Source organism: Micromonospora musae, from assembly GCF_003626545.1.
Taxonomy (GTDB): Bacteria; Actinomycetota; Actinomycetes; order Mycobacteriales; family Micromonosporaceae; genus Micromonospora; species Micromonospora musae.
On record NZ_RAZS01000004.1, the window covers coordinates 20,294 to 46,253 of the forward strand.

Annotated in this window: 23 protein-coding genes; 14 read left to right on the forward strand and 9 right to left on the reverse strand. The window is 74.4% G+C overall.

Features of this window, described 5'->3' with window-relative positions:
* Positions 1–17: 17 nt before the first annotated feature.
* Genes D7147_RS11945 through bioD form a run of 3 tightly spaced genes read right to left on the reverse strand, consistent with a single transcriptional unit; the run spans position 18 to position 3,124 of the window.
* Positions 18–695: a response regulator gene (locus D7147_RS11945; RefSeq protein ID WP_120676845.1), complete on the reverse strand. Its 678-nt coding sequence runs from the start codon at positions 693–695 to the stop codon at positions 18–20.
* Positions 692–2,365, reverse strand: coding sequence for a sensor histidine kinase (locus tag D7147_RS11950; RefSeq protein ID WP_233563106.1), 1,674 nt, complete (start codon positions 2,363–2,365; stop codon positions 692–694). Before D7147_RS11950 ends, D7147_RS11945 begins: the two co-directional genes overlap by 4 nt.
* Positions 2,366–2,419: 54 nt before the next feature.
* Positions 2,420–3,124: a dethiobiotin synthase gene (gene bioD, locus D7147_RS11955; RefSeq protein ID WP_120677779.1), complete on the reverse strand. Its 705-nt coding sequence runs from the start codon at positions 3,122–3,124 to the stop codon at positions 2,420–2,422.
* A gap of 247 nt (positions 3,125–3,371) precedes the next feature.
* Here bioD and D7147_RS11960 point away from each other — a divergent pair, with 247 nt between their 5' ends.
* Positions 3,372–3,884, forward strand: coding sequence for a GNAT family N-acetyltransferase (locus D7147_RS11960; RefSeq protein WP_120676847.1), 513 nt, complete (start codon positions 3,372–3,374; stop codon positions 3,882–3,884).
* 183 nt (positions 3,885–4,067) lie between these two features.
* The gene (locus tag D7147_RS11965; RefSeq protein ID WP_120676849.1) at positions 4,068–5,633 is read left to right on the forward strand and encodes an aldehyde dehydrogenase family protein; all 1,566 of its coding nucleotides are present in this window, start codon (positions 4,068–4,070) and stop codon (positions 5,631–5,633) included.
* Between the two features lie 40 nt (positions 5,634–5,673).
* Here D7147_RS11965 and D7147_RS11970 read toward each other — a convergent pair whose 3' ends face one another.
* Together D7147_RS11970 and D7147_RS11975 are read right to left on the reverse strand one after the other, a co-directional pair.
* Positions 5,674–6,714, reverse strand: coding sequence for a GNAT family N-acetyltransferase (locus D7147_RS11970; RefSeq protein WP_120676851.1), 1,041 nt, complete (start codon positions 6,712–6,714; stop codon positions 5,674–5,676).
* A 341-nt stretch (positions 6,715–7,055) separates the two neighbouring features.
* A complete protein-coding gene (locus D7147_RS11975; protein WP_120676853.1) occupies positions 7,056–7,751 on the reverse strand; it encodes an ACT domain-containing protein in 696 nt (231 codons plus the stop codon).
* A gap of 150 nt (positions 7,752–7,901) precedes the next feature.
* On the opposite strand from D7147_RS11975, the gene D7147_RS11980 reads away from it, so the two are divergent.
* Together D7147_RS11980 and D7147_RS11985 are read left to right on the forward strand one after the other, a co-directional pair.
* Positions 7,902–8,960 carry a phosphotransferase family protein gene (locus tag D7147_RS11980; protein ID WP_120676855.1) on the forward strand — a complete coding sequence of 353 codons (1,059 nt, stop codon included), beginning with the start codon at positions 7,902–7,904 and terminating at the stop codon, positions 8,958–8,960.
* Positions 8,960–10,183: an acyl-CoA dehydrogenase family protein gene (locus tag D7147_RS11985; protein ID WP_120676857.1), complete on the forward strand. Its 1,224-nt coding sequence runs from the start codon at positions 8,960–8,962 to the stop codon at positions 10,181–10,183. The genes D7147_RS11980 and D7147_RS11985 overlap by 1 nt, the downstream gene beginning before the upstream one ends.
* Positions 10,184–10,193: 10 nt before the next feature.
* Here D7147_RS11985 and D7147_RS11990 read toward each other — a convergent pair whose 3' ends face one another.
* From D7147_RS11990 to D7147_RS12000, 3 genes are all read right to left on the reverse strand, one after another.
* On the reverse strand, positions 10,194–11,240 hold the full coding sequence (locus D7147_RS11990; RefSeq protein WP_120676859.1) for a LacI family DNA-binding transcriptional regulator: 1,047 nt from the start codon (positions 11,238–11,240) through the stop codon (positions 10,194–10,196).
* Between the two features lie 160 nt (positions 11,241–11,400).
* On the reverse strand, positions 11,401–12,690 hold the full coding sequence (locus tag D7147_RS11995; protein WP_120676861.1) for a sugar ABC transporter substrate-binding protein: 1,290 nt from the start codon (positions 12,688–12,690) through the stop codon (positions 11,401–11,403).
* A 271-nt stretch (positions 12,691–12,961) separates the two neighbouring features.
* Entirely contained in the window at positions 12,962–13,507 is a 546-nt protein-coding gene (locus D7147_RS12000; protein WP_120676863.1) for a plasmid pRiA4b ORF-3 family protein, read from the reverse strand.
* 149 nt (positions 13,508–13,656) lie between these two features.
* Here D7147_RS12000 and D7147_RS12005 point away from each other — a divergent pair, with 149 nt between their 5' ends.
* From D7147_RS12005 to D7147_RS12050, 10 genes are all read left to right on the forward strand, one after another.
* Entirely contained in the window at positions 13,657–14,403 is a 747-nt protein-coding gene (locus D7147_RS12005) for a pyrimidine reductase family protein (RefSeq protein WP_120676865.1), read from the forward strand.
* Between the two features lie 261 nt (positions 14,404–14,664).
* Positions 14,665–16,416, forward strand: a complete 1,752-nt coding sequence (locus D7147_RS12010) for an ATP-binding protein (RefSeq protein WP_120676867.1) — start codon at positions 14,665–14,667, stop codon at positions 16,414–16,416.
* A gap of 30 nt (positions 16,417–16,446) precedes the next feature.
* The gene (locus tag D7147_RS12015) at positions 16,447–17,595 is read left to right on the forward strand and encodes an exonuclease SbcCD subunit D (RefSeq protein WP_120676869.1); all 1,149 of its coding nucleotides are present in this window, start codon (positions 16,447–16,449) and stop codon (positions 17,593–17,595) included.
* Positions 17,595–20,069, forward strand: coding sequence for an AAA family ATPase (locus tag D7147_RS12020; RefSeq protein WP_120676870.1), 2,475 nt, complete (start codon positions 17,595–17,597; stop codon positions 20,067–20,069). Before D7147_RS12015 ends, D7147_RS12020 begins: the two co-directional genes overlap by 1 nt.
* Positions 20,066–21,040 carry a hypothetical protein gene (locus tag D7147_RS12025; RefSeq protein WP_120676871.1) on the forward strand — a complete coding sequence of 325 codons (975 nt, stop codon included), beginning with the start codon at positions 20,066–20,068 and terminating at the stop codon, positions 21,038–21,040. The genes D7147_RS12020 and D7147_RS12025 overlap by 4 nt, the downstream gene beginning before the upstream one ends.
* Positions 21,041–21,228: 188 nt before the next feature.
* Complete coding sequence (locus tag D7147_RS12030) at positions 21,229–22,086, forward strand: spermidine synthase (RefSeq protein WP_120676872.1); 858 nt, start codon at positions 21,229–21,231, stop codon at positions 22,084–22,086.
* 252 nt (positions 22,087–22,338) lie between these two features.
* Positions 22,339–23,025 carry a sigma-70 family RNA polymerase sigma factor gene (locus D7147_RS12035; protein ID WP_120677781.1) on the forward strand — a complete coding sequence of 229 codons (687 nt, stop codon included), beginning with the start codon at positions 22,339–22,341 and terminating at the stop codon, positions 23,023–23,025.
* On the forward strand, positions 23,022–23,807 hold the full coding sequence (locus D7147_RS12040; protein ID WP_120676873.1) for an anti-sigma factor family protein: 786 nt from the start codon (positions 23,022–23,024) through the stop codon (positions 23,805–23,807). Before D7147_RS12035 ends, D7147_RS12040 begins: the two co-directional genes overlap by 4 nt.
* A 205-nt stretch (positions 23,808–24,012) precedes the next feature.
* Positions 24,013–24,660, forward strand: coding sequence for a COG4315 family predicted lipoprotein (locus tag D7147_RS12045; RefSeq protein ID WP_120676874.1), 648 nt, complete (start codon positions 24,013–24,015; stop codon positions 24,658–24,660).
* Positions 24,661–24,785: 125 nt separating this feature from the next.
* Positions 24,786–25,703, forward strand: a complete 918-nt coding sequence (locus tag D7147_RS12050; RefSeq protein WP_120676875.1) for a DNA-3-methyladenine glycosylase family protein — start codon at positions 24,786–24,788, stop codon at positions 25,701–25,703.
* Between the two features lie 39 nt (positions 25,704–25,742).
* Here the strand turns inward: D7147_RS12050 and D7147_RS12055 are convergent, their stop codons facing one another.
* Complete coding sequence (locus tag D7147_RS12055; protein ID WP_120676876.1) at positions 25,743–25,955, reverse strand: hypothetical protein; 213 nt, start codon at positions 25,953–25,955, stop codon at positions 25,743–25,745.
* Positions 25,956–25,960 lie beyond the last annotated feature (5 nt).

Sequence of the window (25,960 nt, forward strand, 5' to 3'; positions counted from 1 at the left end):
CGCCACCGACCGGGCGGTCACTGCGCGACCAGCCCCGCCTCGTAGGCGATGATCGCGGCCTGCACCCGGTTACGCACCTCCAGCCGGGTGAAGATGCTCGTCAGGTACGTCTTCACCGTCCCCTCGACCAGGTGCAGCCGACGGGCGATCTCGGCGTTGGAGAGCCCCGCGCCGACCAGCGCCAGCACCTCCCGTTCCCGGTCGGTGAGCGCGGCCGTCCGGTCGCGGGCCACCGGCCGCCGGGCCAGCCGCCCGCCGCCCAGCTCGATCACCCGACGCGCCACCCGCGGCGACAGGTACGCCCCGCCGTCGGCGACGGCGTGCACGCCGGCGATCAGCTCGCGCGGATCACCGGACTTCAGCACGAAGCCGCTCGCCCCGTGGCCGAGCGCGCGGGCGATGTGGTCGTCCTCGCCGAACGTGGTGAGCATGACAGCGGCCGTCTGCGGCACCAGGCGGCGGATCTCGGCGGCGGCGCTCAACCCGTCCAGCTTCGGCATCCGGATGTCCAGCAGGGCGACCCGGGGCCGGTGGGCCCGGACCAGCTCGACGGCCGCGCGGCCGTCACCCGCCTCGGCGACCACCTCGATCCTCGGGTCGGTGGCCAGGATCGCGCGGACGCCGGCACGGATCATCGCCTCGTCGTCGGCGAGCACCACCCGCACGGGCGTCGCGTCGGCTACGTCGGTGGTCACTGGTCGATCTTCTCCTTGCTGACCAGCCGATCCGCGGCGAAGCAGAGCCGCCAGGTCGGCTGGGCGAGTGGAAAGTTGCCGTCCGTGTAGTACTCGCACCCGCTCCGGTCGACCCCGGCGGGACGGTCGAGCTGCCGCCGGGGCAGCCCCGTCAGCTCCGCGCGCGACGCACCCACCCGCAGCCCGTCGAAGGTCGCCCGGTCGAGCACCGTGCCGGCCGTGGCCACCGGGTAGTAGACGAGCGAGAGCACCAGCGCGAAGCCGGCCGGGGCGCCCAGCGCCGCCAGCAGGCTGCGCCGGACCCGCCGGCGGGCGTCCCGGAGCCGCCGCTCCGCATCCTCCGGCTCCTCCGCCGGTCGCGCATCCTCCGGCGCGAACCCCGCGCCCGCCACGGGCTGTCCCGGCGGGGATGCCGCAGCCGGCTCGTCGACGGGGCCGCCGGCCCGCTCCGGCCGCCGTCCGTCGCCGGCGCCCAGGGGCAGCCAGGCCCGCACGGCGAAGCCGCCGCCGTCGCGGGGACCGGCGTCGAGGGCGCCACCGGCGAGACGTACCCGCTCGGCGAGCGCCAGCAGGCCGCTGCCGTGCGACGGCGGGCCGGGCAGCGGGCCGGCCGGCGGCGCGGCGTTGACCACCGACACCTCCAGCCGGTCGCCGGCCTCCGCGAGGCGAACCGTCACCGGTGCGCCGGGCGCGTACCGGGCCGCGTTGGTCAGCGCCTCCCGGATCACCCGGTGCGCGGCGTGCCCGACCACCGTCGGCAGCTCGTCCGCGTCGAGCCCGACCTCCAGCCGCACCTCGATGCCCGCCTCGCGTGCGCCGTCGACCAGCTCGGCGACGCTCTCGTCGGCCGGTCGCAGGCCGGCCTCCTCCTCCCGGAGCAGCCCGATGATCTCGTGGAGCCGCTCGGTGGCGGCGCCGACGCTGGCCCGTAGCTCACCGGCCGCGCTCCGGTGCCGGTCGTCGAGGTCGGTCGCGACCTCCAGGGCGGCGGCACGCAGCGCGATCAGGCTGAGATCGTGCCCCAACGAGTCGTGCATCTCCTGCGCGATCCGCGCCCGCTCCCGCAGCCGGATCCGCTCGGCCGCGCCGCGCTGCTCCCGGGCCGTCGCCTCCGCGTGCCGCCGACCGGCCTCCACCAGCTCCTGCTGCTGCCGCCGGTAGCGACCGAGCAGCCAGGGGAAGACCCCCGCGAAGAGCAGCACCGAGGCGAGCAGGAACCAGGTCGCCGCCGCAGTGCCGAGCACCCACAGGTTCAGCACGGTGCCACCCGCCGCGATCAGCGCGAAGACCGCGACCGCCGGTGCGGCGCCGACGCTGCGCCGGCCGACGAGATAGCTGAGCACTGGAATGGCGAAGACGAAGTTGCCGTCGACCACCGAGCCGAGCACCACCAGCAGCAGGCCGACCAGCGGCCGGCGCCGGCTCGCCACCACCGCCGCCGCGAGCACCAGCAACTTCGCCGCCAGCAGTGGCAGCGCGTACCGGGACAGGGGTGGGGTGACACCCGCGTAGCCGATCGGCGCGGCGACCACGGCGAAGAGCAGCAGGTCCCGGCCGACGGCGGCCCTACCGGCCAGGGCGCGGGCGGCCGTACGCACTGGTCGCAGGGAGCGGTGGCCCGACGAGCCGCGTTCCTCGCCGCCCGCTCGAACCCGCTGCCCGCTCGTCACGGCGGCCACGCTACCCACCGCCGGTCCGGGCGGGCACCGACGAAAGTCAGGTGTTCAGCCGATCTCCTCGGCCCAGGCGCGCCAGTCGTCCAGCACCCCGTGCAGCGCCGGGGTGAGCCAGCCCGGCGCCGACCGCCGGAACACGCCCGGGTCCATCGCGCCCGCACCGGCCGGCAGCGCGCCGAGCAGCTTCGGCACCAGGTCCCCGAGGTTCGTCCAGTGGACCAGCTCGGGGGCGGCCGGCCAGGCGCCGACGACCACCCCGGCCGGCACCGCGCGGCGGTCCAGCGCCTCCAGGGTGAGCGCCGTGTGGTTGAGCGTTCCCAGCCCCGCCCGCGCCACCACCACGGCCGGCGCGCCCAGCGAGACGGCCAGGTCGGCCACCGTCCACGGCTCGCCCGAGGGGCGCAGCCCCATCGGTACGAGCAGCCCGCCCGCGCCCTCCACGAGCACCAGGTCGTGCTTCTCGGCCTCCTCGCGGACCGCGTCGACGGCCTCGTACAGCTCCAGCGGCTCCAACTCCGCCACCCGGGCCGCGGTGAGCGGGGCGAGCGGGTCCGGGTAACTGGCCAGTGTCCGCCCGGTGAGCGGGGCGGCGAGGCGCTGCACCGCGTCCACGTCGCCGGGCTCCCCGGTCGCCGTACCCGTCTGGCCCGGTTTGACGACCGCCACCCGCAGACCCGCGGCCTGGGCCGCGGCGGTGATCGCCGCGGTCACCACCGTCTTGCCCACGCCGGTGTCGGTGCCGGTCACCACCACCGGCCCCTGCCACGGCTCGGTCTCTGTGCTCACGGCGCACTCTCCACGACGCCCCCGAACCACCTCGTCCGCGGTCGCTGCCGACCGCTCCGCCGGGCGAAGTTACCACCCGCCGGATCCCGCCCCACGGATCCACTCGGCCCGCCTGCGGTCAGGTCACGCCCCGAAGCAGGCGGTGCTTCGGGCGGAAGCCTTGTAGGGTACGGGCGACCCACGTCGAGCGCGACGAGATCGGGGGCGGAGTCCGATGCCGGAGCTGCGGGGACGGGTGGTGACGCTGCGACCGGCCACGGACGCGGACGTGTCGGCGCTCGCGAAGATCCGGGCCACTGCGGAGGTCCGACGCTGGTGGCGCGGCGGCGACGACGTGGCCACCGCCGTCCGCGCCGACCTCGCCGACGAGACGACGACCGTCTACACCGTCCAGTACGACGACCGGTTGGTCGGCGCCGTCCAGTGGTACGCCGAACAGGACCCGGACTACCGGCACGCGAGCCTCGACATCTTCCTCGACCCGGAGGTGCACGGGCTCGGCCTCGGCCCGGACGCGATCCGCACGCTGGTGCGCCACCTCGTCGAGGCGTACGGCCACCACCGGTTCACCATCGATCCGGCCGCCGCGAACACCCAGGCGATCCGCAGCTACGCCAAGGTCGGCTTCCGCCCGGTCGGTCTGCTGCGCCGCTACGAGCGCGGTGAGGACGGGCGTTGGCGCGACGGCCTGCTGATGGATCTGCTCGCCGACGAACTGGTCGGCTGAGAGCCGTCTCCGCTTCGGCTGGTGACGCGCGTTCCTCGCCCGCTGGTGACGTGCGGGGGACGGGACGGGCGTCCTGACATACGAGCGTACGGTTGCTGGCCCGACACGGAACGCGCGACAGTACGCGACACCAGCGGTGCCATCGACGCCGCCGCTCCCCTGGAGAATCCTGAGGAGGACGCGATGGCTCTACGACTCGCCGAGGGCACCGGGTGGCCGGATGCGCTGGCCCGTGCGGTGGCCGCCACCCCGGAGGCGTTCAGCGCCGAGGTCGACGCTGTGCCCGCCGTGCACAACCTCATCGAGGGTGACTGGCGTGCGGTCGGCGCGCCCAGCCCCGTCCGTACCCCGGTGGACAACACCGTCCTGGTCAACCTGCTCCGGTTGGACGCGGACGCCGCCCGGGCGGCCGTCGCCCACGCGGCCGCCGCGCACCGCGCCTGGGCGGAGACCCCGCTGGCCGAGCGGAAGGCCCGGGTCGGCGAGGCCGTGGAGGCCCTCACCGCGCACCGGGACCTGCTGGCCCTGCTGCTGGTCTGGGAGATCGGCAAGCCGTGGCGGCTCGCGTGCGCCGACGTCGACCGGGCGCTGGACGGCGTCCGCTGGTACGTCGGTGAGATCGACCGAATGCTGGCCGACGGCCGGGAGCCGCTGCCCGGCCCGGTCAGCAACATCGCCTCCTGGAACTACCCGATGAGCGTGCTCGTGCACGCCGAGCTCGTGCAGCTGCTGGCCGGCAACGCGGTCATCGCCAAGACGCCGTCGCAGGGCGGCGCCGTCTGCCTGACCGTGGCGCACGCGCTGATGCGGCGGGCCGGGCTGCCCGCGACGCTGCTCTCCGGCGGCGGCGAGGAGCTCTCCGAGGTGCTGGTCCGCGCGCCGGAGATCGGCGCGGTCGCCTTCGTGGGTGGGCGCTCCAACGGCGGGAAGGTGGCCGCCGCGCTGCTCGATTCCGACAAGCGCCACTTCATCGAGCAGGAGGGGCTGAACGCCTGGGGGATCTGGAACTTCTCCCAGTGGGATCTGCTCGCCGCGCACCTGCGCAAGGGCTTCGAGTACGGCAAGCAGCGCTGCACCGCGTACCCCCGCTTCGTGGTGCAGCGGGACCTGGTCGACGAGTTCCTCGACATGTACCTGCCGGTCGTCCGCTCGATCCGATTCGGGCATCCGCTCGCGGTCGAGCAGGAGTGGCGGGCCGGCGACCCGCTGCCCGAACTGGACTTCGGTCCGTTGATCAGCGCGGCCAAGGCCGACGAGCTGCGCCGCAAGGTGGACGAGGCGGTACGCGGCGGGGCGGTTCCGCTGCACCGGGGCAAGCTGGCCGGCGCGCCGTTCCTGGCCGGGCAGGACACCTCGGCGTACGTCGCGCCGGCGGTGCTGCTGGCCCCGCCCGGCCGGTCCCGGCTCATGCACGCCGAGCCGTTCGGGCCGGTCGACACGATCGTCGTGGTCGACACCACCGACGAGCTGCTGGCCCAGATGAACGCGTCGAACGGCGCGCTGGTCGCCTCGCTCGCCTGCGACGACGAGGATCTGGCCGGCAAGCTCGCGGTCGACCTCCAGGCGTTCAAGGTGGGCATCAACAAGCCGCGCTCGCGTGGCGACCGGGAGGAGCCGTTCGGCGGCCGGGGCGCGTCCTGGAAGGGGGCGTTCGTCGGCGGTGACCTGCTCGTGCAGGCGGTGACGCAGGGCGGCGACGAGCGGCTCTACGGCAACTTCCCGGACTACAGCCGGTACCCCACCACCTGACCGGCCGGTGGCAGGGGCCCGTCGGCCGCGGGCCCCTGCCTCACCGCACCGCCGCGGACGTGCTGAGCGCCACGGTGAAGGTGCGCATGCCGCCGTCGGTCTCGATCCGGGTGGACCGCCCCAGCCGTCGCACGGTGCGCAGCATCGGGCCGTTCTCGGCTGGTACGTGCAGCACCAGCGCGGCGTACCCGGCCCGGTCGGCGTGGTGCACCAGGCGGCGCAGCAGCGCCGAACCCAGCCCGCGGCGCTGCCAGTCGTCGCGTACCAGCAGGGTCGCCTCGGCCTCGTCCCCCTCGCCGAGCAGGTTCGCCATGGCGACCACCGGCTCCGCCGCCCCGTCGCTGGTCACCGCGACCAGGGTCATTCCCCGGGCCGGCGCCAGCAGCCGACGCATCCGCTCCGGCGCGGGCACCGACCCGCCGCCCGGGTAACGCCGGTGCCGGCTGCGCGGCGAGCAGGCGAGGTGCAGCTCGCGTACGCCGGGCAGGTCGTCGGCGACCGACGGTCGTACGGACACCTCGGCACCGTCGGGCAGCACCAGGGTGACCTGTTCGGCGGCCCGGCGCGCGACGGTGGCCGCCAGCTCGACCAGCGCCTGGGCACGGGCGTACTCGGCGGGCGTGAACTCCGGCACCGCCCGGCCCAGCGTGTAGGAGCCGCCTCCCGGGTCGGCGATCAGCATCGTGCCGCCCGCGATGCCGGCGTCGGCGCCCGCCGGCTCCGGCCGCCACGTCACGGTGTCCGCGGTGAACAGCGCGCGCAGCGCCTCACCGGTCGCGTCCGGGTCACGGACCAGCCGGTTGGCCAGCGCGAGCACTCGGGTGGGCTGGTCGGCCAGGCCGCGCACCTCGCTGCGCGCCACCCAGCAGTCCCGCCCCCGGCCACGCTCGACGGCCGCGATCAGATCGGCCTCGCCGAGCGCGTCCGGCGCGTCGACGAGGAAGTCGTCGACCGCGCCCCGCTCGGTGGTGTGCACCTGCACGGCGAGGATGTTGACCCCGCGCAGGGCGAGGCTCGCCGTGAGGACCGACAGGTAACCCGGCCGGTCGTCCACGGTGGCTCGGATCCGCCACAACGTCATGGTTGGCTCCCTTCCCCGGGTACCACCCTCACCGGCGCCTGTTGCCGGCCGATTGCTCCGCCATGACGTGTCGGCGACCTGGGGTGACGTGCGCCACGCGCCGGCTCGGCCACGGGTCGTCGGGGACCTACCACTGGTGCCCTTCAGAGCCGGCGGGGACCTACAACTGGTGCCCTTTGGAGCTGATGTCGCGAACGCATCAGGGTCTCGCGGCCTTCGCGCCGGCGCCTGATGTCGCTGACGATTCAGCTCCAAAGCCTCCGGAAGCCAACAGTCGGCGGCGCGGAGCGGCCCGGTGCGGCGGTCGCTCCGGGCGACGAGCAAGCGCGGCCGGCGGCGGCTCAGGCGGTCACCGCGGGCGGGCCGACCAGGTCGAGCCGGTCGCCGAGGATCACGGCGCCGGCGCGTACCAGCTGCGCCAGCCGGTCGACCTCGGTGGCGTGGAACGCGGCGGCGGTGAACGGCGAGGCGTGCTGACGCGCCACCACCAGCACCAGACCGGCCCGACCGAACGGCGCGACCGCATGGTGGGTGCCCTCGGGTGTGGAGACCGCGCGGGCCCGCAACGGGGTCACCTCCGGCAGGGCCGGTGGTGCGGGGGCCCGCCAACTCGCCTGCGCCACCGCGGCCGCGCCGCCTCCCGAGCGGGACGCCCAGTCCAGCGGCACCATCACGGCCACCGCCCAGTCGGCGGCGAGCAGACCGGGCGCCGCGTCGACCAGGGTGGCGAGACCGTCGGCCGGGTTCGCGGCGACCTGGGCCAGCAGCTCGGCGTCCTGGCCGGTCGTGGTGGGCGTACCGATCGCCCGCCACACCCCGTCCACCCGTACGCCGGGAATCGCGGCCAGCCCGGCCAGCAGCCGCTCGACGCGGGGCGCGCCCGGCCAGACGACGGTGAAGTCGTCGACGGCCCGCCCACCGAACCGTTCGAGCACCATCACCTGGACGATGTCCGCACCGGAGACGCCCAGGGTGCGGGCGACCTGGCCGAGGGTGCCGGGACGGTCCGGCAGGGTGACCCGTACTCGCAGCAACATGCGCGTCCCTCCGCTCGGCGGGCCGGCGTTAAACGGCCGGCAGGCTGGTCCCCAGCCTGCGCGTTGCCCATTTCGTCCCTGTTGCCGCGGCATGTCCCCGACGCAAAACCCGACCTTGACAACGTGAGTGGGCTGCCATCAACTAATCGGATGACCGATCCGACCGGCACCGGCCCCGCGCCCGCCGGGCTCGACCTCGATCGGCTCGCCGACCACCTGGCCCGGCACCGCCCCGACCTCGCCGTCGGGCCGCTGCGTGCCCGGCTGATCGCCGGCGGGAAGTCGAACCTCACCTACCTGCTGCACGTCGGCGACCACGAGCTGGTGCTGCGCCGCCCGCCGCTCGGGCACGTGCTGGCCACCGCACACGACATGACCCGGGAGTTCCGGGTGATCTCCGCGCTGGCGCCGACGGAGGTGCCGGTGCCGGGCGCGCTGCTGCTCTGCGCCGACCCGGAGGTGATCGGCGCGCCGTTCTACCTGATGGAGCGGGTCACCGGTGAGGTCCTCCGGACCCGGGCGCAGACCGACCCGCTCGGCACGCGGGTCCGCCACGACCTCGCCATGGCCATGATGGACACCCTCGCCGCGCTGCACCGGGTCGAGCCGGCGGCGGTCGGCCTGGCCGACTTCGGCCGGCCCGAGGGCTACCTGGAACGGCAGGTACGCCGCTGGGCCGGGCAGCTGGAGCGTTCCCGCAGCCGGCCGCTGCCCGGGATCGACGAGCTGCGCGACCGGCTGGCGGCGACGGTGCCCGCCGGCGCCAACGCCGGACGAATCGTGCACGGCGACTACCGGCTGGACAATCTCCTCGCCACCGTCGACCCGGTGGCGGTCCGCGCGGTGCTCGACTGGGAGATGGCCACCCTCGGCGACCCGCTCGCCGACCTGGGCCTGCTGCTGACGTACTGGGACGTGCTCGGTGGCAGTGAGACGGCCGAGGGCAACCCGGTCGCCGACGGGCTCGGGCCCCGGGCCGGTTTCCCCACCGGCGCCGAACTCATCGCCCGGTACGCGGACCGCAGCGGGGTCGACGTCGGTCCGCTGCACTGGCACGTCGCGCTGGGCTGCTTCAAGCTCGCGGTGATCTGCGAGGGGATCCACTACCGGCACACGCTCGGGCAGACGCTCGGCGAGGGATTCGACCGGATCGGCGAGATGGTGGCGCCGCTGATCGCGTACGGGTTGACCGCCGCCGGGGAGCGCTGATGGATTTCGCGTACGACAGCCGCACCGAAGAGCTGCGGGTCGAGCTGACCGCGTTTCTCGAGCAGCACGTGTACCCGGCCGAGGCGGTGCACGCCGCGCAGGTGGCCGAGGCGGGCGACCCGTGGGCACGTCCGCCGGTGATGGCGGAGCTGAAGGCCGAGGCGCGCAAGCGCGGGCTGTGGAACCTCTTCCTGCCCGACCGGCGTTACGGCGCCGGGCTGACCAACCTCCAGTACGCTCCGCTGGCCGAGCTGACCGGCCGCAGCCCGCAGCTGGCTCCCGAGGCGCTCAACTGCGCCGCCCCCGACACCGGCAACATGGAGCTGCTGGCCGAGTTCGGCTCCGAGCACCAGCAGGAGCGGTGGCTCGGTCCGCTGCTGGCGGGGGAGATCCGCTCGGCGTTCTGCATGACCGAGCCGGAGGTCGCCTCGTCCGACGCCACCAACATCGCCACCCGGATCGTCCGCGACGGGGACCACTACGTGGTCAACGGCCGCAAGTGGTGGTCGTCCGGGGCGATGGACCCGCGCTGCGAGATCTTCATCGTGATGGGCAAGACCGACCCGGGAGCCGACCGGCACCGCCAGCAGAGCATGGTGCTGGTGCCGCGGGACACCCCGGGCGTCTCCGTCCGGCGGGGCATGACGGTCTTCGGCTACAGCGACGCGGCGCACGGCGGGCACGCCGAGATCGAGTTCACCGACGTACGGGTGCCGGTGGCGAACCTGGTCGGCGCGGAGGGCGGCGGCTTCGCCATCGCCCAGGCCCGGCTCGGCCCGGGGCGGATCCACCACTGCATGCGGCTGATCGGCATGGCGGAGCGGGCCCTCGAACTGCTCTGCCGGCGGGTCAGCGAGCGGGTCGCGTTCGGTCGGCCCCTCGCCGAGCAGGGCGTGGTGCGGGAGTGGATCGCCGAGTCCCGGGTCCGCATCGAGCAGGCCCGCCTGCTCGTGTTGAAGACCGCGTGGCTGATGGACACCGTCGGCAACAAGGGCGCGCACACCGAGATCCAGGCCATCAAGATCGCCACGCCGGCGATGGCCGAGTGGGTGATCGACAAGGCGATCCAGGCGTACGGGGGCGCCGGCGTCAGCCAGGACACCCCGCTGGCCGCGCTCTGGGCCGGCACCCGCACCCTGCGCCTCGCCGACGGCCCCGACGAGGTGCACCGCGCCTCGCTGGCCAGGCGCGAACTCCGCCGCTGGTCCGCCACCCCCGCCTGAGCCTCCGGGGTCAGGCGGAGGCGCGTTCCACCAGCTCGGTGTCGAGCAGGATGGCCGGGGTGCTGATCTCGTCGCCGCGGATGCGGGAGACCAGCAGCCGGGCCATCTGCCGCCCCATCTCCTCCACCGGCTGGAAGACCGTGGTCAACGGCGGGTCGGCCTGCCGGGCGATCGGGGCGTCGTCGAAGCCGACGACCGCCACGTCGTCCGGCACCCGACGGCCCGCCTCGCGCAGCGCGCGCAGCGCGCCGAACGCCATCAGGTCGGAGGCGACGAAGACCGCGTCGAGGTCCGGCCGGACCTCCAGCAGCCGGCGCATGCAGGCCGCCCCGCTCTCCTCGCTGAAGTCGCCGTACGCGACGAGGTCGGCGTCGACGCCGCCGAGAGCGGCGGTGACCGCCTCGGTGTAGCCGGTCAGGCGGGCCAGGCCGGCGCCCATGTCCTGCGGGCCGGCGATGGTGGCGATGCGCCGCCGGCCCCGGCCGGACAGGTACCGCACGGCCTGCCGCGCGCCGCCCACGTTGTCCACGTCGACGAACCAGGCCGGCCGCGCTCCCGGCCGCAGCATCTGGGCCGGCCGGCCGCCGAGCACGCTGGGCAGGCCCCGCTCCTCCAGCAGGCCGGGCAGCGGGTCCGCGTCGTGCAGGGAGAGCAGCAGTACACCGTCGACGTGCTGGCTGGTGAGGTGGTGCTCGACCCGCTCCCGCTCGACCGGCGACTGCGCCATGGCCAGCCAGAGCTGCATCGGCGTCTGGAGCAGCGCGGAGCTGATGCCACGGACGATCGCCGCGAAGAACGGCTCGGTGAAGATGCGCTCGCCGGACTCGGAGACGACCAGCGCCACGGAGTCCGTACGCCGGGTGACCAGCGCCCGGGCGGCACGGTTCGGCACGTACCCCAGCTCGGCGATGGCCTGCTGCACGGCAGCCCGCGCCCCCGGACTGACCTGGGGCGAGCCGTTGACCACGCGGGAGACCGTCCCGCGGCCGACGCCGGCGCGGGCGGCGACCGCGTCCAGGGTCGGACGTCCGAGGGACCGGGTGCGCTGCGTTGTCATCCTCTGCTCCTCCGGCGTACGAGGTGACGGGTGTCCACCCGGGGTGGGGTGGACACCGGACCGCCCGTTGGTGGCTGGCCCTCGCCTATTGTGCGGCCAGATCGACGCGCCGGATGAACACGGTGTCGGCCCGGCCGCTGTCGGTAGCCGGCGGAGAGCGTCACCAACCCCGGAAGGAGCCCTCCATCCTGGCCTCGTTCACGAACTGCTTCCAGGCCGCCTGCTTGCCGAGCTCACCGCTCTCGTAGGCGCGCAACGCCGGTTCGAGGGCGTTCTCCTTGACGGCCTGGTGCTTCGGGCCGAGGTGCAGCGGCTTGATCCGCCGGACGCTCTCACCGAAGATCTTGCCGGTCGGCGCGTTGTTGAAGTACTTGTTGGTGTAGCCGGTGAACTCCGGCTTCTGCAGCGCGTCCAGATTGGTGGGCAGGGGGCCCTTCAGTTTGAAGGCCGCGATCTGGCTCTGGGCGTTGGTCAGGTACTCGGCGAGCTTCGCGGCCTCGCTCGGGTACTTGCTCTGCGTCGGTACGCCCAGCCAGGAGCCGCCCCAGTTGCCGGCGCCGCCGGGCACCGGGGCCACGTCCCACTTGCCCGCGTTCTTCGGTCCGGAGTTCTCCGCCACCACGCCGAGCATCCAGGAGGGGCAGAGCGTCGCCGCGAAGGTGCCGGTCTTGAAGCCGGCGGACCACTCCGGGGACCACGTGGCCGCCGCGGCGCTGATCCTCGCGTCCGCCATGGCGATCGCGGTGTTCCAGGCGGCCTTCACTGACGCGCTGGTGTCGGCGACGATGTTGTCGCCGTCGTCGTAGAAGAGGTCTCCGCCCTTCTGGAACATCACCGCGCTCGCCGCGGTGGTGATCGAATCGAGCATCCCCTTGCCGGTCGCCTCGCGGTACTTCTCGCCGGCCTCGATGAAGCCGTCCCAGTCGCGCCAGAGCGCCGCCACCTTGTCCCGCCTGGTCGGCAGCCCGGCCGCCGCGAAGAGGTCCCGGCGGTAGCAGACCGCGAGGCTGCCCACGTCGGTCGGCAGGCCCATCAGGCGGCCGTTCGGCGCCCGGCCCAGCTCGTACTTCCAGGCCAGGTAGTCGTTGGTGTGGTCGGCGACCAGCGGCCGGAGGTCGACGAAGTTGTCCGGGTTGACCTTGAACTCGCTGAGGATGCCCTCCTCCAGCGCGACGACGTCCCCCGCGCCCGTGCCGGTGGCGATCGCCTGTACGAGCTTCGGCCGGTAGTCGTTGAGCTGGGCGGCCTTGCGCAGCTCGACCTTGATGCCGGTGTCCTTCTCGTACTGCTTGACGATCTCGTCGTACCCGAACTCACCGAAGGTCTCCACGACCAGCTTGGCGGGCTTGCCGGCGGCGGCGTCCCCGCCGCACGCCACGAGGCCGCCGAGCGCGGTGATCGCGGCCAGGACGGCCGCCGTCAACCGGGCGCGGCGCGTGGTGAGGCTCATCGTGACCCCTCTTTCGGTGGTGGAGCTGGGTGCGCGGACTGCGGAACACCGTCCCCGGCGTCGCGCCGGTGTCACCACCGACGACGGTCACGAGAGGACCGGGCCACCCTAGTGGAGCGCTCCCAGCGAGCGTGCCGACACACCCCTCGCCTGTCAATGTTCGTTTGGGAGCGTTCCAACAAACGTTACCGCGCGCTCGCCTCGCCATCGCACGCCCACCGACGGGCGAGATCCGGCACACCGGCGCCAGGCCCCTCGGGCGAATCGGCGTTCAGCAGAAGCGACGCAGCAGGGTGCCGGCCCGGCCGGCGTCGAAGGCCAGCGGGTCGAACGCCTCCCCCGCCCACTCCCGCATCGACAGGTGCTCGGGGTGCGCCGGATCGGCGAGCGCCACGAGCAGCAGGTGGTAGCCGGCGACCCCGCCGACCCCCTCCGGTGGGCACGCCCGCTCCCCGTCGACGCAGGCCGGGTAGCGCTCCTCCGGGTCGGCCGTCAGCGCGTCCTCGACGACGAGATCGTGCTCCCACCAGTCGCCGAAGTCGTAGGTGTACTGGAACCGGCTGCCCTTGCCGAGCACCTCGTCCAGCCGCACGTCCAGCTCGTCGCTGAGCGCCAGCTCGCCGTCCGGGTCGGGCTCGCCGTACTGGAGGCCGTCGATCTCGAACGAGTGCAGCCGACAGTCACGCCAACCCATCGAGTGCTGCACCACCCGGTGCAGCCGGTCGAGGGTGTAGCCGGCCGGCACGAGCACCCGGCGCCAGACCGGCGGACGGACCCCGGCCAGAGAAATCCTCAGCTGGAAGATCTGCCGCGACATGCTGTCCCCTCCTCCTCGGCATAGGCTGCGAGCATGATCTGCCGAGCGTGCCGAGCGAGACGGCACGACGACTGTCCGGGGCGGAACTGGTGCGACTGCCAGCACCGTACCCCCCGACCGACCCCTCCGGTCAGCGGTCCGGCCAGCGAATGAGCGTCGGGATCCCGATCGGTCGAATCTGGCCGGTACCGCCGGCGCAGGCCCTCGACGACGCCACGCTGACTGCGCTCTACGGCCGCGCCGACCGGCCACACCTGCGGGTGAACTTCGTCTCGAGCCTCGACGGCGCGGTGAGCGTCGACGGTTACTCGGCCGGCCTCTCCGGCGAGCCGGACAAACGGGTCTTCGGCCTGCTCCGGATGCTCTGCGACGGGCTGCTGGTGGCCGCCGGCACGCTGCGGCACGAGGGCTACCGGGCGCTGCGCCTGGCCGAGCATCGCCGCGCCTGGCGACGGGAGCACGGCCTGCCCGAGCACCCGAGGCTGGTGGTCGTCTCCGGCTCGCTCAAGCTCGACCCGGCGCAGGCCGCGTTCGCCGACGCGCCGGTACGACCGCTGGTGCTCACCCACGCCGAGGCCACGCCCCCACCGGGGCTGACCGAGGTGGCCGACCTGGTGCGCTGCGGCACCGACCGGGTGGACCTCGCCGCGGGCCTCGCCGAGCTGCGCCGACGCGGACTCGACCAGCTGCTCTGCGAGGGCGGCCCGCACCTCTTCGGTGCGCTGACCGCCGCCGACCTGGTCGACGAGCTCTGCCTCACGGTCTCGCCGCTGCTGGCCGGCGGGGGGCCGGGCCGGATCAGCGCCGGCCCGCCCAGCCCGCCCCGGCGGCTGCCGCTGCGCCACACCCTCGTCACCGAGGACGGCACCCTCCTGCTCCGCTACGCCCGCACCTGACCCTCACCCCGTCCCCCCGGTTGACGGTGATCATGAGGTTGACGGGGCCTCCGGGTCGCGAAGTCCCCGTCAACCTCATGATCGTCGGGTGGGGGCCGGGGGCCCGGGCGGGTACGGATGGTGGTTCCGGGGTGACGCTCCGAAAGGTGGGGCACGGACCGGCGTGGCGTCCGCCGCGTCGCGTGGCAACCTGTCGTACTCCTCGGGCAGGATGCACCACGTGTGCGCCGACCGCGATGACCGACCCACCGGAGTTGCCCGATGACCGATGACGGGTTCGACGCCCCGGTCGAGGGGGTCGGGCGGGTGCTCGGCACCGCCGACGCCACCCCGCTGCAGTTCTGGGCGGCCGTCTCCCCCGGCAGCTACCTCCAGCTCGACGACGTGGTGGTGACCCGGCGGGAGCTGCCCGACCGCGAGCCGGTGACCATCGCCGGCGTGGTCACCCAGGTGCGCGCCCGCCACGAGGGCGCCCAGTTCGACTCCGACGTCTTCGCCATCGCCGACGGCACCCTCCCCGCGCAGGTGCAGGAGGCCGCCGAGGTGACCACCACCCGGGTCGATCCGGAGTTCTACGTGCCACCGACCCCGGGCGCGGTGGTGCACCGGGCCGAGGGCGACGCCCGGGCCCGGGCGCTGCACTTCGACCGGATGGAGCGGCGCATCCCGATGGGGATGGGCCGCGACGGCGTGCCCGTCTATCTCAACGCCGACTTCCTCGACGGCACCCGCGGCGCGCACGTCTCCATCTCCGGCATCTCCGGCGTGGCCACCAAGACGAGCTTCGCCACCTTCCTGCTCTACTCGGTCTTCCGCTCCGGGGTGCTGGGCGGCGACGCGGTCAACGCCAAGGCGCTCATCTTCAACGTCAAGGGCGAGGACCTGCTCTTCCTCGACCACCCCAACGCCCGGCTGGACGACGCCACCCGGGCGGGCTACGCGAAGCTCGGCCTCGACGCCGGCGCCTTCCCCGACGTGCGCGTCTACGCCCCACCCCGGGTCGGCGACTCCTCCGGCACACCGGACGTGAGCAGCCGGCTCACCGGGGTCGACAGCTTCTACTGGACGCTGGCCGAGTTCTGCGCCGACCGGCTCCTGCCGTACGTCTTCGCCGACGCCGACGACGAACGCCAGCAGTACACGATGGTGGTCCACTCGGTCACCGCCCACCTGGCCCGCTACGCCCAGCCCGCCGACGGCGGGGTGAGCATCGACGGGGTCCGCCTCGGCGGCTACGCCGAGCTGGTCGACCACATCGTCGAGCAGCTCAACGACGACGAGACCCGGTCGGAGTGGGCCGGCAGCGCCGTCGGCCTGGGCACCGTGAACGCCTTCGCGCGCCGCCTGATCGGCAGCAAGAAGGACCTCGGCCGGCTGATCCGGGGCGACCTCGCCACCCGCCGCCCGCACAGCATCAACACCGCGGAGAGCGCCCAGGTCACCGTCGTCGACCTGCACAACCTGCCCGATCGGGCGCAACGCTTCGTCGTCGGCGTCACGCTCAGGAGCGAGTTCGAGCGCAAGGAGAAGGCCGGCACCGCCAAGCCGTTGCTCTTCGTGGTGCTCGACGAGCTGAACAAGTACGCCCCCCGGGAGGGCTCGTCACCGATCAAGGAGGTGCTGCTCGACATCGCCGAGCGGGGCCGATCGCTCGGCGTGGTCCTGGTCGGCGCGCAGCAGACGGCGAGCGAGGTGGAGCGGCGGATCGTCACCAACTCGGCGATCCGGGTGGTCGGCCGGCTGGATCCGGCCGAGGCCTCCCGCCCCGAGTACGGTTTCCTCCCCCCGGCGCAGCGGCAGCGCGCGCTGCTCGCCAAGCCCGGCACCATGTTCGTCAACCAGCCGGACATCCCGGTGCCGCTCTGCCTGGAGTTCCCCTTCCCGGCCTGGGCGACCCGGGTCAGCGAGGCGGGTCGCCCGCCGTCGCAGACGCTGCGCTCGATCACCCAGACGGCGGACCCGTTCGCCGTGGTGGGTTCGGCCGGCGGCACCGACGACGACATCCCGTTCTAGGGGGCCGAACGTGAGCGCGAGGAGCGAGCGGTGAAGATCCTGCACACCTCGGACTGGCACGTCGGCAAGGTGCTCAAGGGGCGGTCGCGGTCCGACGAGCACAAGGCGGTGCTCGCGGGCGTCATCGACATCGCCCGCGCCGAGCAGCCCGACCTCGTCATCGTCGCCGGCGACCTCTACGACACCGCGGCGCCGACCCCGGAGGCCACCCGCCTGGTGACCCGGGCGTTGACCGCGCTGCGCCGCACCGGCGCGGACGTCGTCGCCGTCGGCGGCAACCACGACAACGGCGCCGCGCTCGACGCGCTGCGCCCGTGGGCCGAGGCCGCCGGCATCACACTGCGCGGCAGCGTCCGGGAGAACCCCGACGAGCACGTCATCGACGGCACCACCGCCGGCGGGGAGCGCTGGCGGCTGGCCGCGCTGCCGTTCCTCTCGCAGCGCTACGCGGTCCGCGCCGTCGAGATGTACGAGCTCACCGCCGCCGAGGCGAACCAGACGTACGCCGACCACCTGCGGCGAGTGCTCGGCCGGCTCACCGAGAGCTTCACCGAGCCGGGCCGGGTGCACCTGGTCACCGCGCACCTGACGGTCACCGGTGCCGCCGCCGGGGGTGGCGAGCGCGACGCGCACACCGTGCTCGGCTACGCGGTCCCCGCGACGGTCTTCCCGGCGACCGCGCACTACGTCGCGCTGGGTCACCTGCACCGGGCCCAGCGGGTCGACGCGCCGTGCCCGGTGCGCTACTGCGGCAGCCCGCTGGCGGTGGACTTCGGCGAACAGGAGAACGTCCCCTCCGTGACGATCGTCGAGGTCAGCGCCGACACGGCCGCCCGCGTACGCGAGGTGCCGGTCACCGCGGCGGCGGCGCTGCGCACCGTACGGGGCACCCTCGCCCAGCTCGCCGAGTTGGAGCAGCCGGACGCCTGGCTGCGGGTGTTCGTACGCGAGCAGCCCCGGGCCGGTCTGCGCGAGGAGGTGCAGGAGCTGCTGCCGCAGGCGCTGGAGATCCGGATCGACCCCGAGCTGGTGCCGGCGCCGGGCAGCGGCGCCCGGATCGCCCAACGGTCCGGGCGCTCCCCGCGCGAGCTCTTCGGCGACTACCTGACCAGCCGCGGGCACGCCGACGACGGCGTGCAGGAGCTCTTCGACGAGCTGATCGAGGAGGTCGACCACTGATGCGACCGATCCGGCTGGACATGGCGGGCTTCACCGTCTTCCGGGACGAGACCACCGTCGACTTCACCGACGCGGACTTCTTCGCGCTCGTCGGCCCGACCGGCTCCGGCAAGTCGACGGTGCTGGACGCGATCTGCTTCGCGCTCTACGGCACGGTGCCGCGCTGGGGTGGCACCCGTGGCCTCACCAACGCGCTCGCCCCGTCGGCGACCGAGGCCCGCGTCCGCCTGGTCTTCGAGTCCGCCGGGGCCCGTTACGTGGCCACCCGGGTGGTCCGGCGGGACAGCCGGGGCAATGTGAAGACGGCGAACGCCGGGCTGCAGCTGATGCCGTCCGGGTTCGACGTGACGAAGCTGGACACCGGGCTCGCCCCGGAGGATCTGGGCGAGGTCGTGGCCGGCACACCGGCCGAGATGGACGAGGCGGTGCTGGAGGCGGTCGGGCTGCCGTACGAGCAGTTCACCAGCTGCGTGGTGCTGCCGCAGGGGCAGTTCGCGGACTTCCTGCACGCCCGGCCGGCCACCCGCCAGCAGATCCTGGTGAACCTGCTCGACCTCGGCGTCTACGAGGAGGTGCAGAAACGGGCCACCGCCCGGGCCGCCCAGGCCGAGGCGAAGCTGGAGGCGGTGGACCAGCTGCTGGCCGGGCTCACCGACGTGGACGACGACACACTCGACCGGGCCACCACCCAGGTCGACCGGATGCGCGAGCTGGCCGAGGCGGTGGGCGCCGCCGTACCGGAGTTGGAAGCGGCCCGGACGTCGGCGCGGGAGGCGACGGCGGCCCTCGACGCGCTCGACGGGGAGCTGGCCGTGCTCGGCGCGGTCCAGGCACCGGACGGGGTGGCCGAGGTGGCCCGGGCGGTGACGGCTGCGCGCGCCGACGCCGAGGCCGCCGCCGGCGCGGTGTTGCTCGCCGAGGAGCGCGAGGAGAAGCTCCGCGGGGAGCTGGCCGCCGCCGGCGACGAGAGCGCGCTGCGGCTGCGGCTGACCGCGTACGCGGAGCGGGAGAAGCTGACCGATCAGGCCGAGACGGTACGCGCGGCACTGGTGGCGGCCGACGCCGAACACGGCGCGGCGACGCGGGCGCTGGCCGAGGCCCGGGCGGCCGCCCAGCGGGCGGAGGAGGAGCTGGCCGCGGCGTTCCTGGCCCACGAGGAGGCGAAGGCGACCGACCAGGCGATGGCGCTGCGGGCGCACCTGGTCGACGGGGCCGCCTGCCCGGTCTGCGCGCAGGTGGTCGACGGTGTGCCGACGGTGCCCGCGGGTTCCGCGGTGGCCCGCGCGGTGGAGGCGGGCAAGGCCGCCCGGTCGGCGAGCGAGGCGGCCAAGCAAGTCGTGCAGGAGCGCGACACGGCCGCGCGCGAGCTGGATCGCGTGCTGGTGCAGGCTCGGGCCCGGCAGGAGCACCTGGCGGCCCGGCTCGCCGAGCTGGACGGTCAGCTCGCCGGGGCCGCCACGGCGGAGGCGCTGCGGGAGCAGCTGGCCGAGCACGCCCGGCTGCGACGGGCGCTGGACGAGGCGGCCGGGGCGGTCCGCGCCGGCCGGGAGGCGGCTCGCCGGGCCCGCGCCACTGTGGACTCCGCCGAGGAGCGGCTGCGGGCCGCCTGGCGTGGCTTCGACGGCACACGGGACGGGCTGGCCCGTTTCGGCCCGCCGGCCGCCGACCGGGACGACGTGGCCGGGGCGTGGGCGTCGTTGACCGACTGGGCCGGCACCGAGACCCGGCGCCGCGAGGCGGAGCGGGCGGGGCGCGAGGCGGCGGTCACCGAGGCGGAGGCGGCGGCCACCACGGTGACCCGACGCATCGCCGGGATCCTCGCCGACGGCGGGCTGCCCGCCGCGGATGATCCGGTGCACGCCGCCACGGTCGCCGTGGAGCGGGCCGAGGCGGAGCGACGTCGGCTGCTGGAGCGCCGCGAGCAGGCCGCCGAGCTTCACGAGCAGCGGTCCGGGCACGAGCGCCGGGCACAGGTGGCGCGGGCCCTGGCGGGGCACCTGCGGGCCAACAACTTCGAGCGGTGGCTGCTGGCCGAGGCGCTGGACCTGCTGGTCGACGGCGCGTCGCGGATCCTGCGGGAGCTCTCCGGCGGGCAGTACGACCTGGTCCACGACAAGGGCGAGTTCTTCGTCGTCGACCACTACGACGCCGGGCTGCGCCGGGGCGTACGCACCCTCTCCGGCGGCGAGACGTTCCAGACCTCCCTGGCACTGGCGCTCGCCCTCTCCGAGCAGCTCGCCGGCCTCTCCACCACCGCCGCGAGCCTGGAGTCGATCGTGCTGGACGAGGGCTTCGGCACCCTGGACGCCGCGACCCTCGACACGGTCGCCGCCACCCTGGAAAATCTGGCCGCCCGGGGTGACCGGATGGTCGGGGTGGTCACTCACGTGCCGGCGCTGGCCGAGCGGATTCCGGTCCGGTTCGAGGTCCGCAAGGATGCCCGCTCCGCCCGGGTGGAACGGACCGGCCGGTGACGACCCCGGGTGCCCGGTTCTACGTCGACGGGTGGGATCCGTCGTACGGCGCCTCGTTCGAGGCCGCGGCGACGGGCCCGGCCGCACCGAGCAGCGCCCAGGTCGAGACGGACGCCGAGCTGCCGGCGGTGGACTGGCGGGCGATCGACGTGCGCCCCGGGGTGCGCGCGCCCAACGTGGTGCTGCTCGTCGACGGGGTACGCCGGATCGACGCCAGCATCTGGACGGCCGAGGAGGACGGCGGTTCCTTCCCTGGGGTGGCGGCGTCGTACGCGGCCGGCGTGGTCCGCTGCGACCTGGAGCGGGGAGCGGCGCAGCTGGCCGGCGCCCGGGTCGGCCGTGGACTGTTCACGGCGAGCCCGTCGGCGCAGGAGGTGGTGGCCGGCTCGATCCGTTATCCGGTGCACCGGGTCAGCGGCACCGGGGAGCTGGCCAAGCTGCCGACCGCGGTGCAGGCGCCGCTGACCGCGCTGGAGGTGGCGGTCTCCGACGCGGCCCGCACCGACGGGGATCTGCTGGTGGTCGACGGCCCGTTGCGCAGTCGCCGTAACCTGCCCCGCACCCTCGGCTACATCAAGACGCAGCACAGCCAGTACCTGGATGCCCGGCTGACCGCGGTGGTGACGGGGCTGGCCTCCGGGCAGCGGTCGCCGGTGTTCCGCGTCGGCACCGCCTGGGGTGGCTGGTCCTGGTACCTACGGCTGCCCGTGCTGGCCGGCGCGCCGTGGGCGGGGATCGTCCGCGTCGAGTGCTCGCCCGACCTGGAGATCTCCGAGGCGGTCGAGCTCGCCGACCTCTCCCTGGTCACGCTTCCCCGGTTCGCCTCGACCCCGTACAAGGATCCGCGGGCCCCGCAGAACCTGATCCCGATCGCGGGCCTGGAGCGTCGGCTGCGCGCGCTGCTCGGCGACTCGCGGCTGCTGCATCGGGCGCTCACCGCGGCGGCCCGCACCGGCACCACCCGCCGCTGACCCGTCGCCGGCTCGCCGCCGACCCGCCGCTGACCCGCGCTGACCCCGCCGCTCGCCCGCCGCCGGCGTGGCGCGTAGCGCCGCGTCGAGGAAGCCGGCGACCAGCCCGCCCGCCGACGAGCGCAGCCCCGCGAACGGTGGCGGGCGGCGGGGAGTGCGGGCACGCAGGCGGCGGGGATACTGGTCGGATGGGGCGGAAGCGGGCCGACGGCCGGATGATCGAGCAGGTGGCGACCGGCCGGGCGGAGCTGGTCCCGGACCGGGACCGTGCTGGCTCGTGGACCCTGCTGCTGGACGGGGCTCCGCAGTCGCACGTCGACCTGACCGACCCCACTCACCTGGAGTTCGAGTACGTCCGCCGCCTGGCCATCGCGATCGACCTGATCGCGCCCGCCGGTGCGCCGCTGCGGGTGCTCCACCTCGGCGGCGGGGCGCTCAGCGTGCCCCGGTACGTCTCCGCGACCCGCCCCGGCTCGACCCAGCGCGTCGCCGAGGTGGACGGCGCCCTGGTGGAGCTGGTTCGTCGGGCGCTGCCCCTGCCGGCCGACCCCCGGTTGAAGGTGCGGGTGGCCGACGCGCGGGAGGTGCTCGCCGGCAGCCGGGACGGCAGCTACGACGTGATCGTCGCCGACGTCTTCGCCGGCGCTCGCACCCCGGCGCACCTGACCTCGGTCGAGTACGCCGCCGAGGTGGCCCGGGTGCTCGACCCGGCCGGCTGGTACCTGGCCAACCTCGCCGACGGCCCGCCGCTGCGGCACGCCCGCCGGCAGGTCGCCACGGTCCGCACCGTGCTCCCCCACGCCGCCCTGGTCGGCGACGCCGCGGTGCTGCGGGGCCGCCGGTACGGCAATCTGGTGCTGATGGCCGGGCGCGCCGAGCCGCCGGTGCCGGAGCTGACCCGGCGGGCGGCCGGCGACTGGTTCCCGGGTCGCGTCGTCGCCGGTGACGACCTCGACCGGTTCGCCGGCGGGGCGGGGGTCGTGCACGACGTCGACGCGACGGACTCGACCCCGCCGCCGCCGGGGCTCTTCTCCACCGGCGGCTGACCAGCGGCCGACACGATCGACGCCGCGCTGCCCCCGCGACCGACACGATCGACGCACTGACCAGGGACGTCACGGCCACCGCGCGGACCGGGCGACGGTCGCTGCGGGGGCCCGGATCGACAGTCGGTCCACACCGGACGGCCGCGAGGAAAAATACTTCGCCCGACGTTGATCCGCTCGCATCGCCGGCTCGTATCACCGGGCGGCCCGCCTGGTGGGCCGTTGTGGTCGATGGACTCCTCGGAGGTCTGCATGCACGCGGTGGCGGCCGGTTGGCACGGCGACGCGGTCCGGACGGACTGGATGTCCGCGCGGTCCCAGCCGCGGCCGGCGAAGCGGGGGGTCGACTCCCGCCCGGCCCCTCGCCACAATGGCCCGGTGACGCCGCGACCAGCGCCCGGACGCCACCAGGCGGCGTCCACCGAGGCCGACCACTCCGACCAGCTGGTTCGCCTGCTCTACGCCGAGCACGCCGGCCCGCTGCTGGCCTTCGTCATGCGGCTCACCGGCGGGGACCGGCAGCGCGCGGAGGACATCGTCCAGGAGACCCTGCTGCGGGCCTGGCGCAACGCGCACCGGTTGGGCGCGCAGGGGCAGACCTCGCTGCGGCCCTGGCTGGTCACCGTCGCCCGCCGGATCGCCATCGACGAGCACCGCAGCGTGCAGGCCCGGCCGGCGGAGACGTACGACCGGGACCTCACGGCGTTCGCCGAGGCGGACAGCACCGACCAGGTGCTGCGCACGATGACGGTGGCGGATGCGCTGCGTACGCTGAGCCAGTCGCACCGGGAGATCCTGGTCGCCACGTACTTCCGGGGGCGGACCGTGCCCGAGGCGGCCGAGGAGTTGGGGCTTCCGCTCGGCACCGCCAAGTCCCGGGTGTACTACGCGCTGCGCGCGCTGCGCACGGCTCTGCAGGAACGGGGGGTGACGGAATGAGCCGAGCTGACCACATGGACGTCGCCGCGTACGCGCTCGGCGTGCTGGACGAGCAGGACACGGAGCGGTTCGAGGAGCACCTCGCCGCCTGCTGGGCCTGCGCCGCCGAGCTGGAGACGATGGTGCCGGTGGTGGGGATGCTCTCCGGCATCGACGGCGAGACGATGACCGCGCTGGAGCAGACGGCGACGGATCCGCGGCTGCTGGACCGTACGCTCGGCGCCGTCCGCGCCGACCGGCGGCGGACCCGGTTCCGGCAGCTGCTCGCCACCGCAGCGGCGGTCGTGGTGCTCGGCGGCCTCACCGCGGTCGGCTTCCACACCGTCCTGGAGGACGCGGGCACCCGCGACGTGGTCGCGGAGCCCACGTTCACCGCGCCCGTCGACGGACCGCCCGCGCCGAGGCCGACGAAGTCCGACCTGGGGGGCATCGGCGGTCCGGAGGAGCTGGAGGGCGACCCGGTGGAGGCCACCGACCCCACCACGGGTGTGGGCGCCAGGATTTTCCTCGTCGAACGGGACTACGGCACACAGGTCAACTTCAACCTGACCCGGCTGCCCGGCCCCCGCGTCTGCCGGCTCGTGGTGGTGCGGAAGAACGCCACCACGGAGGTGATCTCCACCTGGTCGGTCCCCGCCTCCGGATATGGCACGAACGAGCGGGCCGAGGACTTGCGGCTCAGCGCGTCGACCGCCGCCCGACCGGGCGAGATCAAGCAGATCCAGGTGCAGTCGGTGGACCCGAAGGGTGTGGCGAGTCCCCTGGTCACGGTCGAACCCTAGCGTCCACGAAGCTCGTCGACACCGGCCTTTCCACAAAGGCCGGTGTCGATCTGTTTTCGGCGGTCTGACCGCCAGTCCACGGCACACGAATCGGCGGCGAAAACGGTTCAACGAATCCCTATGAAATTGACCACTGCCGACTCTTCAACCTTGCCGCCCCGCGCTCCGTACTCAGGGGTGAACTGCCGAGAATCGAGGAGGGCACGTGGCAAAGATCAAGCGGACCGTCGTCGCCGCCGTAGGCGCGCTGGTCGCCCTGACGGCCTGTGCGCCCGCCGGCTACGAGCCGGCGAACCCGGCCGCCGCCGAGCCGGTCGCGGTGGCCGCGGCCGAACCCAGCGTGTCGGCCGAGCCCGACGCCTCGGCCGAGGCCCCCGCGGCCGACGCCCCACCGGCCGACGTGAAGCTGACCGAGAAGCTCGTCGGCAAGACGGTGCCGAAGATGGGCAAGGTCGTCACCGACGAGAAGGGCTGGGTCCTCTACCGGTTCGACAACGACAGCGCCGACCCGCCCTCGTCGAACTGCGTCGACAAGTGCGCGCAGGTGTGGCCGCCCGCGCTGACCGACGGCGATCCGCAGCTCAGCGGCGTCGCGGCGGACGATGTCGGCACCATCACCCGGCAGGACGGCACCCGGCAGCTCACCCTGGCCGGCTGGCCGGTGTACCGCTACATCGGCGACAAGAAGCCCGGCCAGTGGAAGGGCCAGGGCGTCGGGGGCACCTGGTTCGTCGTCGCTCCGGACGGCAAGAAGAACCTCAGCTGCCTGCCGAAGGGGACGCCGAAGGCGGTCGCGCCGCCCTCGGACAGCGGCGGCGGCTCGGACTACGGCGACTCCGGCTACTCGTACTGACCCACGGTCACGGTGGCCGGTCGTAGCCGGGGAGGGCGCGACCGGTCACCGTCACGCAGGGCGACGCCGGACACACCCGCAGCCCGCGCGACCGCGACGGGTCCGCGCTCTGGCACAGTGGCGGGATGACCGGGACCGAGCCGAGCGCACGCCGGGTGCTACGCCCACCGGCGGAGTACCGGCTCGCCGGTTCGGTACGCCCGCTGATCTTCACCCCGTACGACCCGTGCGCCCGGATCGTCGACGGCGCGCTCTGGTGGGCCACCCGCACGCCGGCCGGCCCGGCCACGCTCACCCTCCGTCCGGTCGCCGGCGAGCTGGCGGCCGAGGGGTACGGGCCGGGCGCCGAGTGGGTGGTGGAGCGGGCGGACGCCCTCGCCGGTCTCCGCGACGACCTGACCGGTTTCGCCGAACTCGCGGCGACGCACCCGGTGGTGGCCCGGCTCGCCCGCGAGTACCGCGGAGTGCGGATGCCTACCACCGGGCTGGTCTTTCCTCAGGTGCTCCGGGCGGTCTACGCGCAGAAGGTCACCGGCAAGGAGGCGTACCGGGCCTACTCCGCGACGGTCCGGCACTTCCGCGAACCCGCGCCCGGCCCGGTGCCCCTGCTGCTCCCGCCGGAGCCGGCGACGATCGCCGCCGCCCCCTACTGGGTCTTCCACCCGTTCGGCGTCGAGCAGCGCCGGGCCGAGACGCTGCGCCGCGCGGCCGCCGTCGCCGACCGGCTGGAACGGTGCGCGGACTCCACCGAGGCGACCCGCCTGCTGACCGCCGTTCCCGGGATCGGCCCGTGGACGGCGGCCGAGGTGGCCCGGGTGGCGTTCGGCGACCCGGACGCGGTGAGCGTCGGCGACTACCACGTGCCGAACACGGTGGCCTGGGCCCTCGCCGGCGAACCCCGAGCCGACGACGCCCGGATGCTCGCCCTGCTGGAGCCGTTCCGCGGGCACCGGGGCCGGGTCTGCGTACTGCTGGAGTCGGCCGGCGTCCGGGCGCCGAAGTACGGTCCGCGGGCGCCCCTGCGCTCCTTCGCCCGGTACTGAGGCGTCCGGGCCACACCCCGGGGCCGGCGCCGGCTCGGCTCAGGCGGCCTCGCGCAGGTCGGCGAGGGTGAGGGAGGTACGTCGGCGCAGCAGCTCCTCCAGCTCGGTGACCGAGCCGACCTCGCCGAGCACGTTCTTGCCGCCGCCGAACTGTCGCGGGTAGCGGTGCACCAGCCGGTAGCGGTAACGGCCACGGACCAGCTCGACGCTGACCCGGTACCGCCCGCAGCAGGCGCAGCTCCACTCCGGCATCTCGC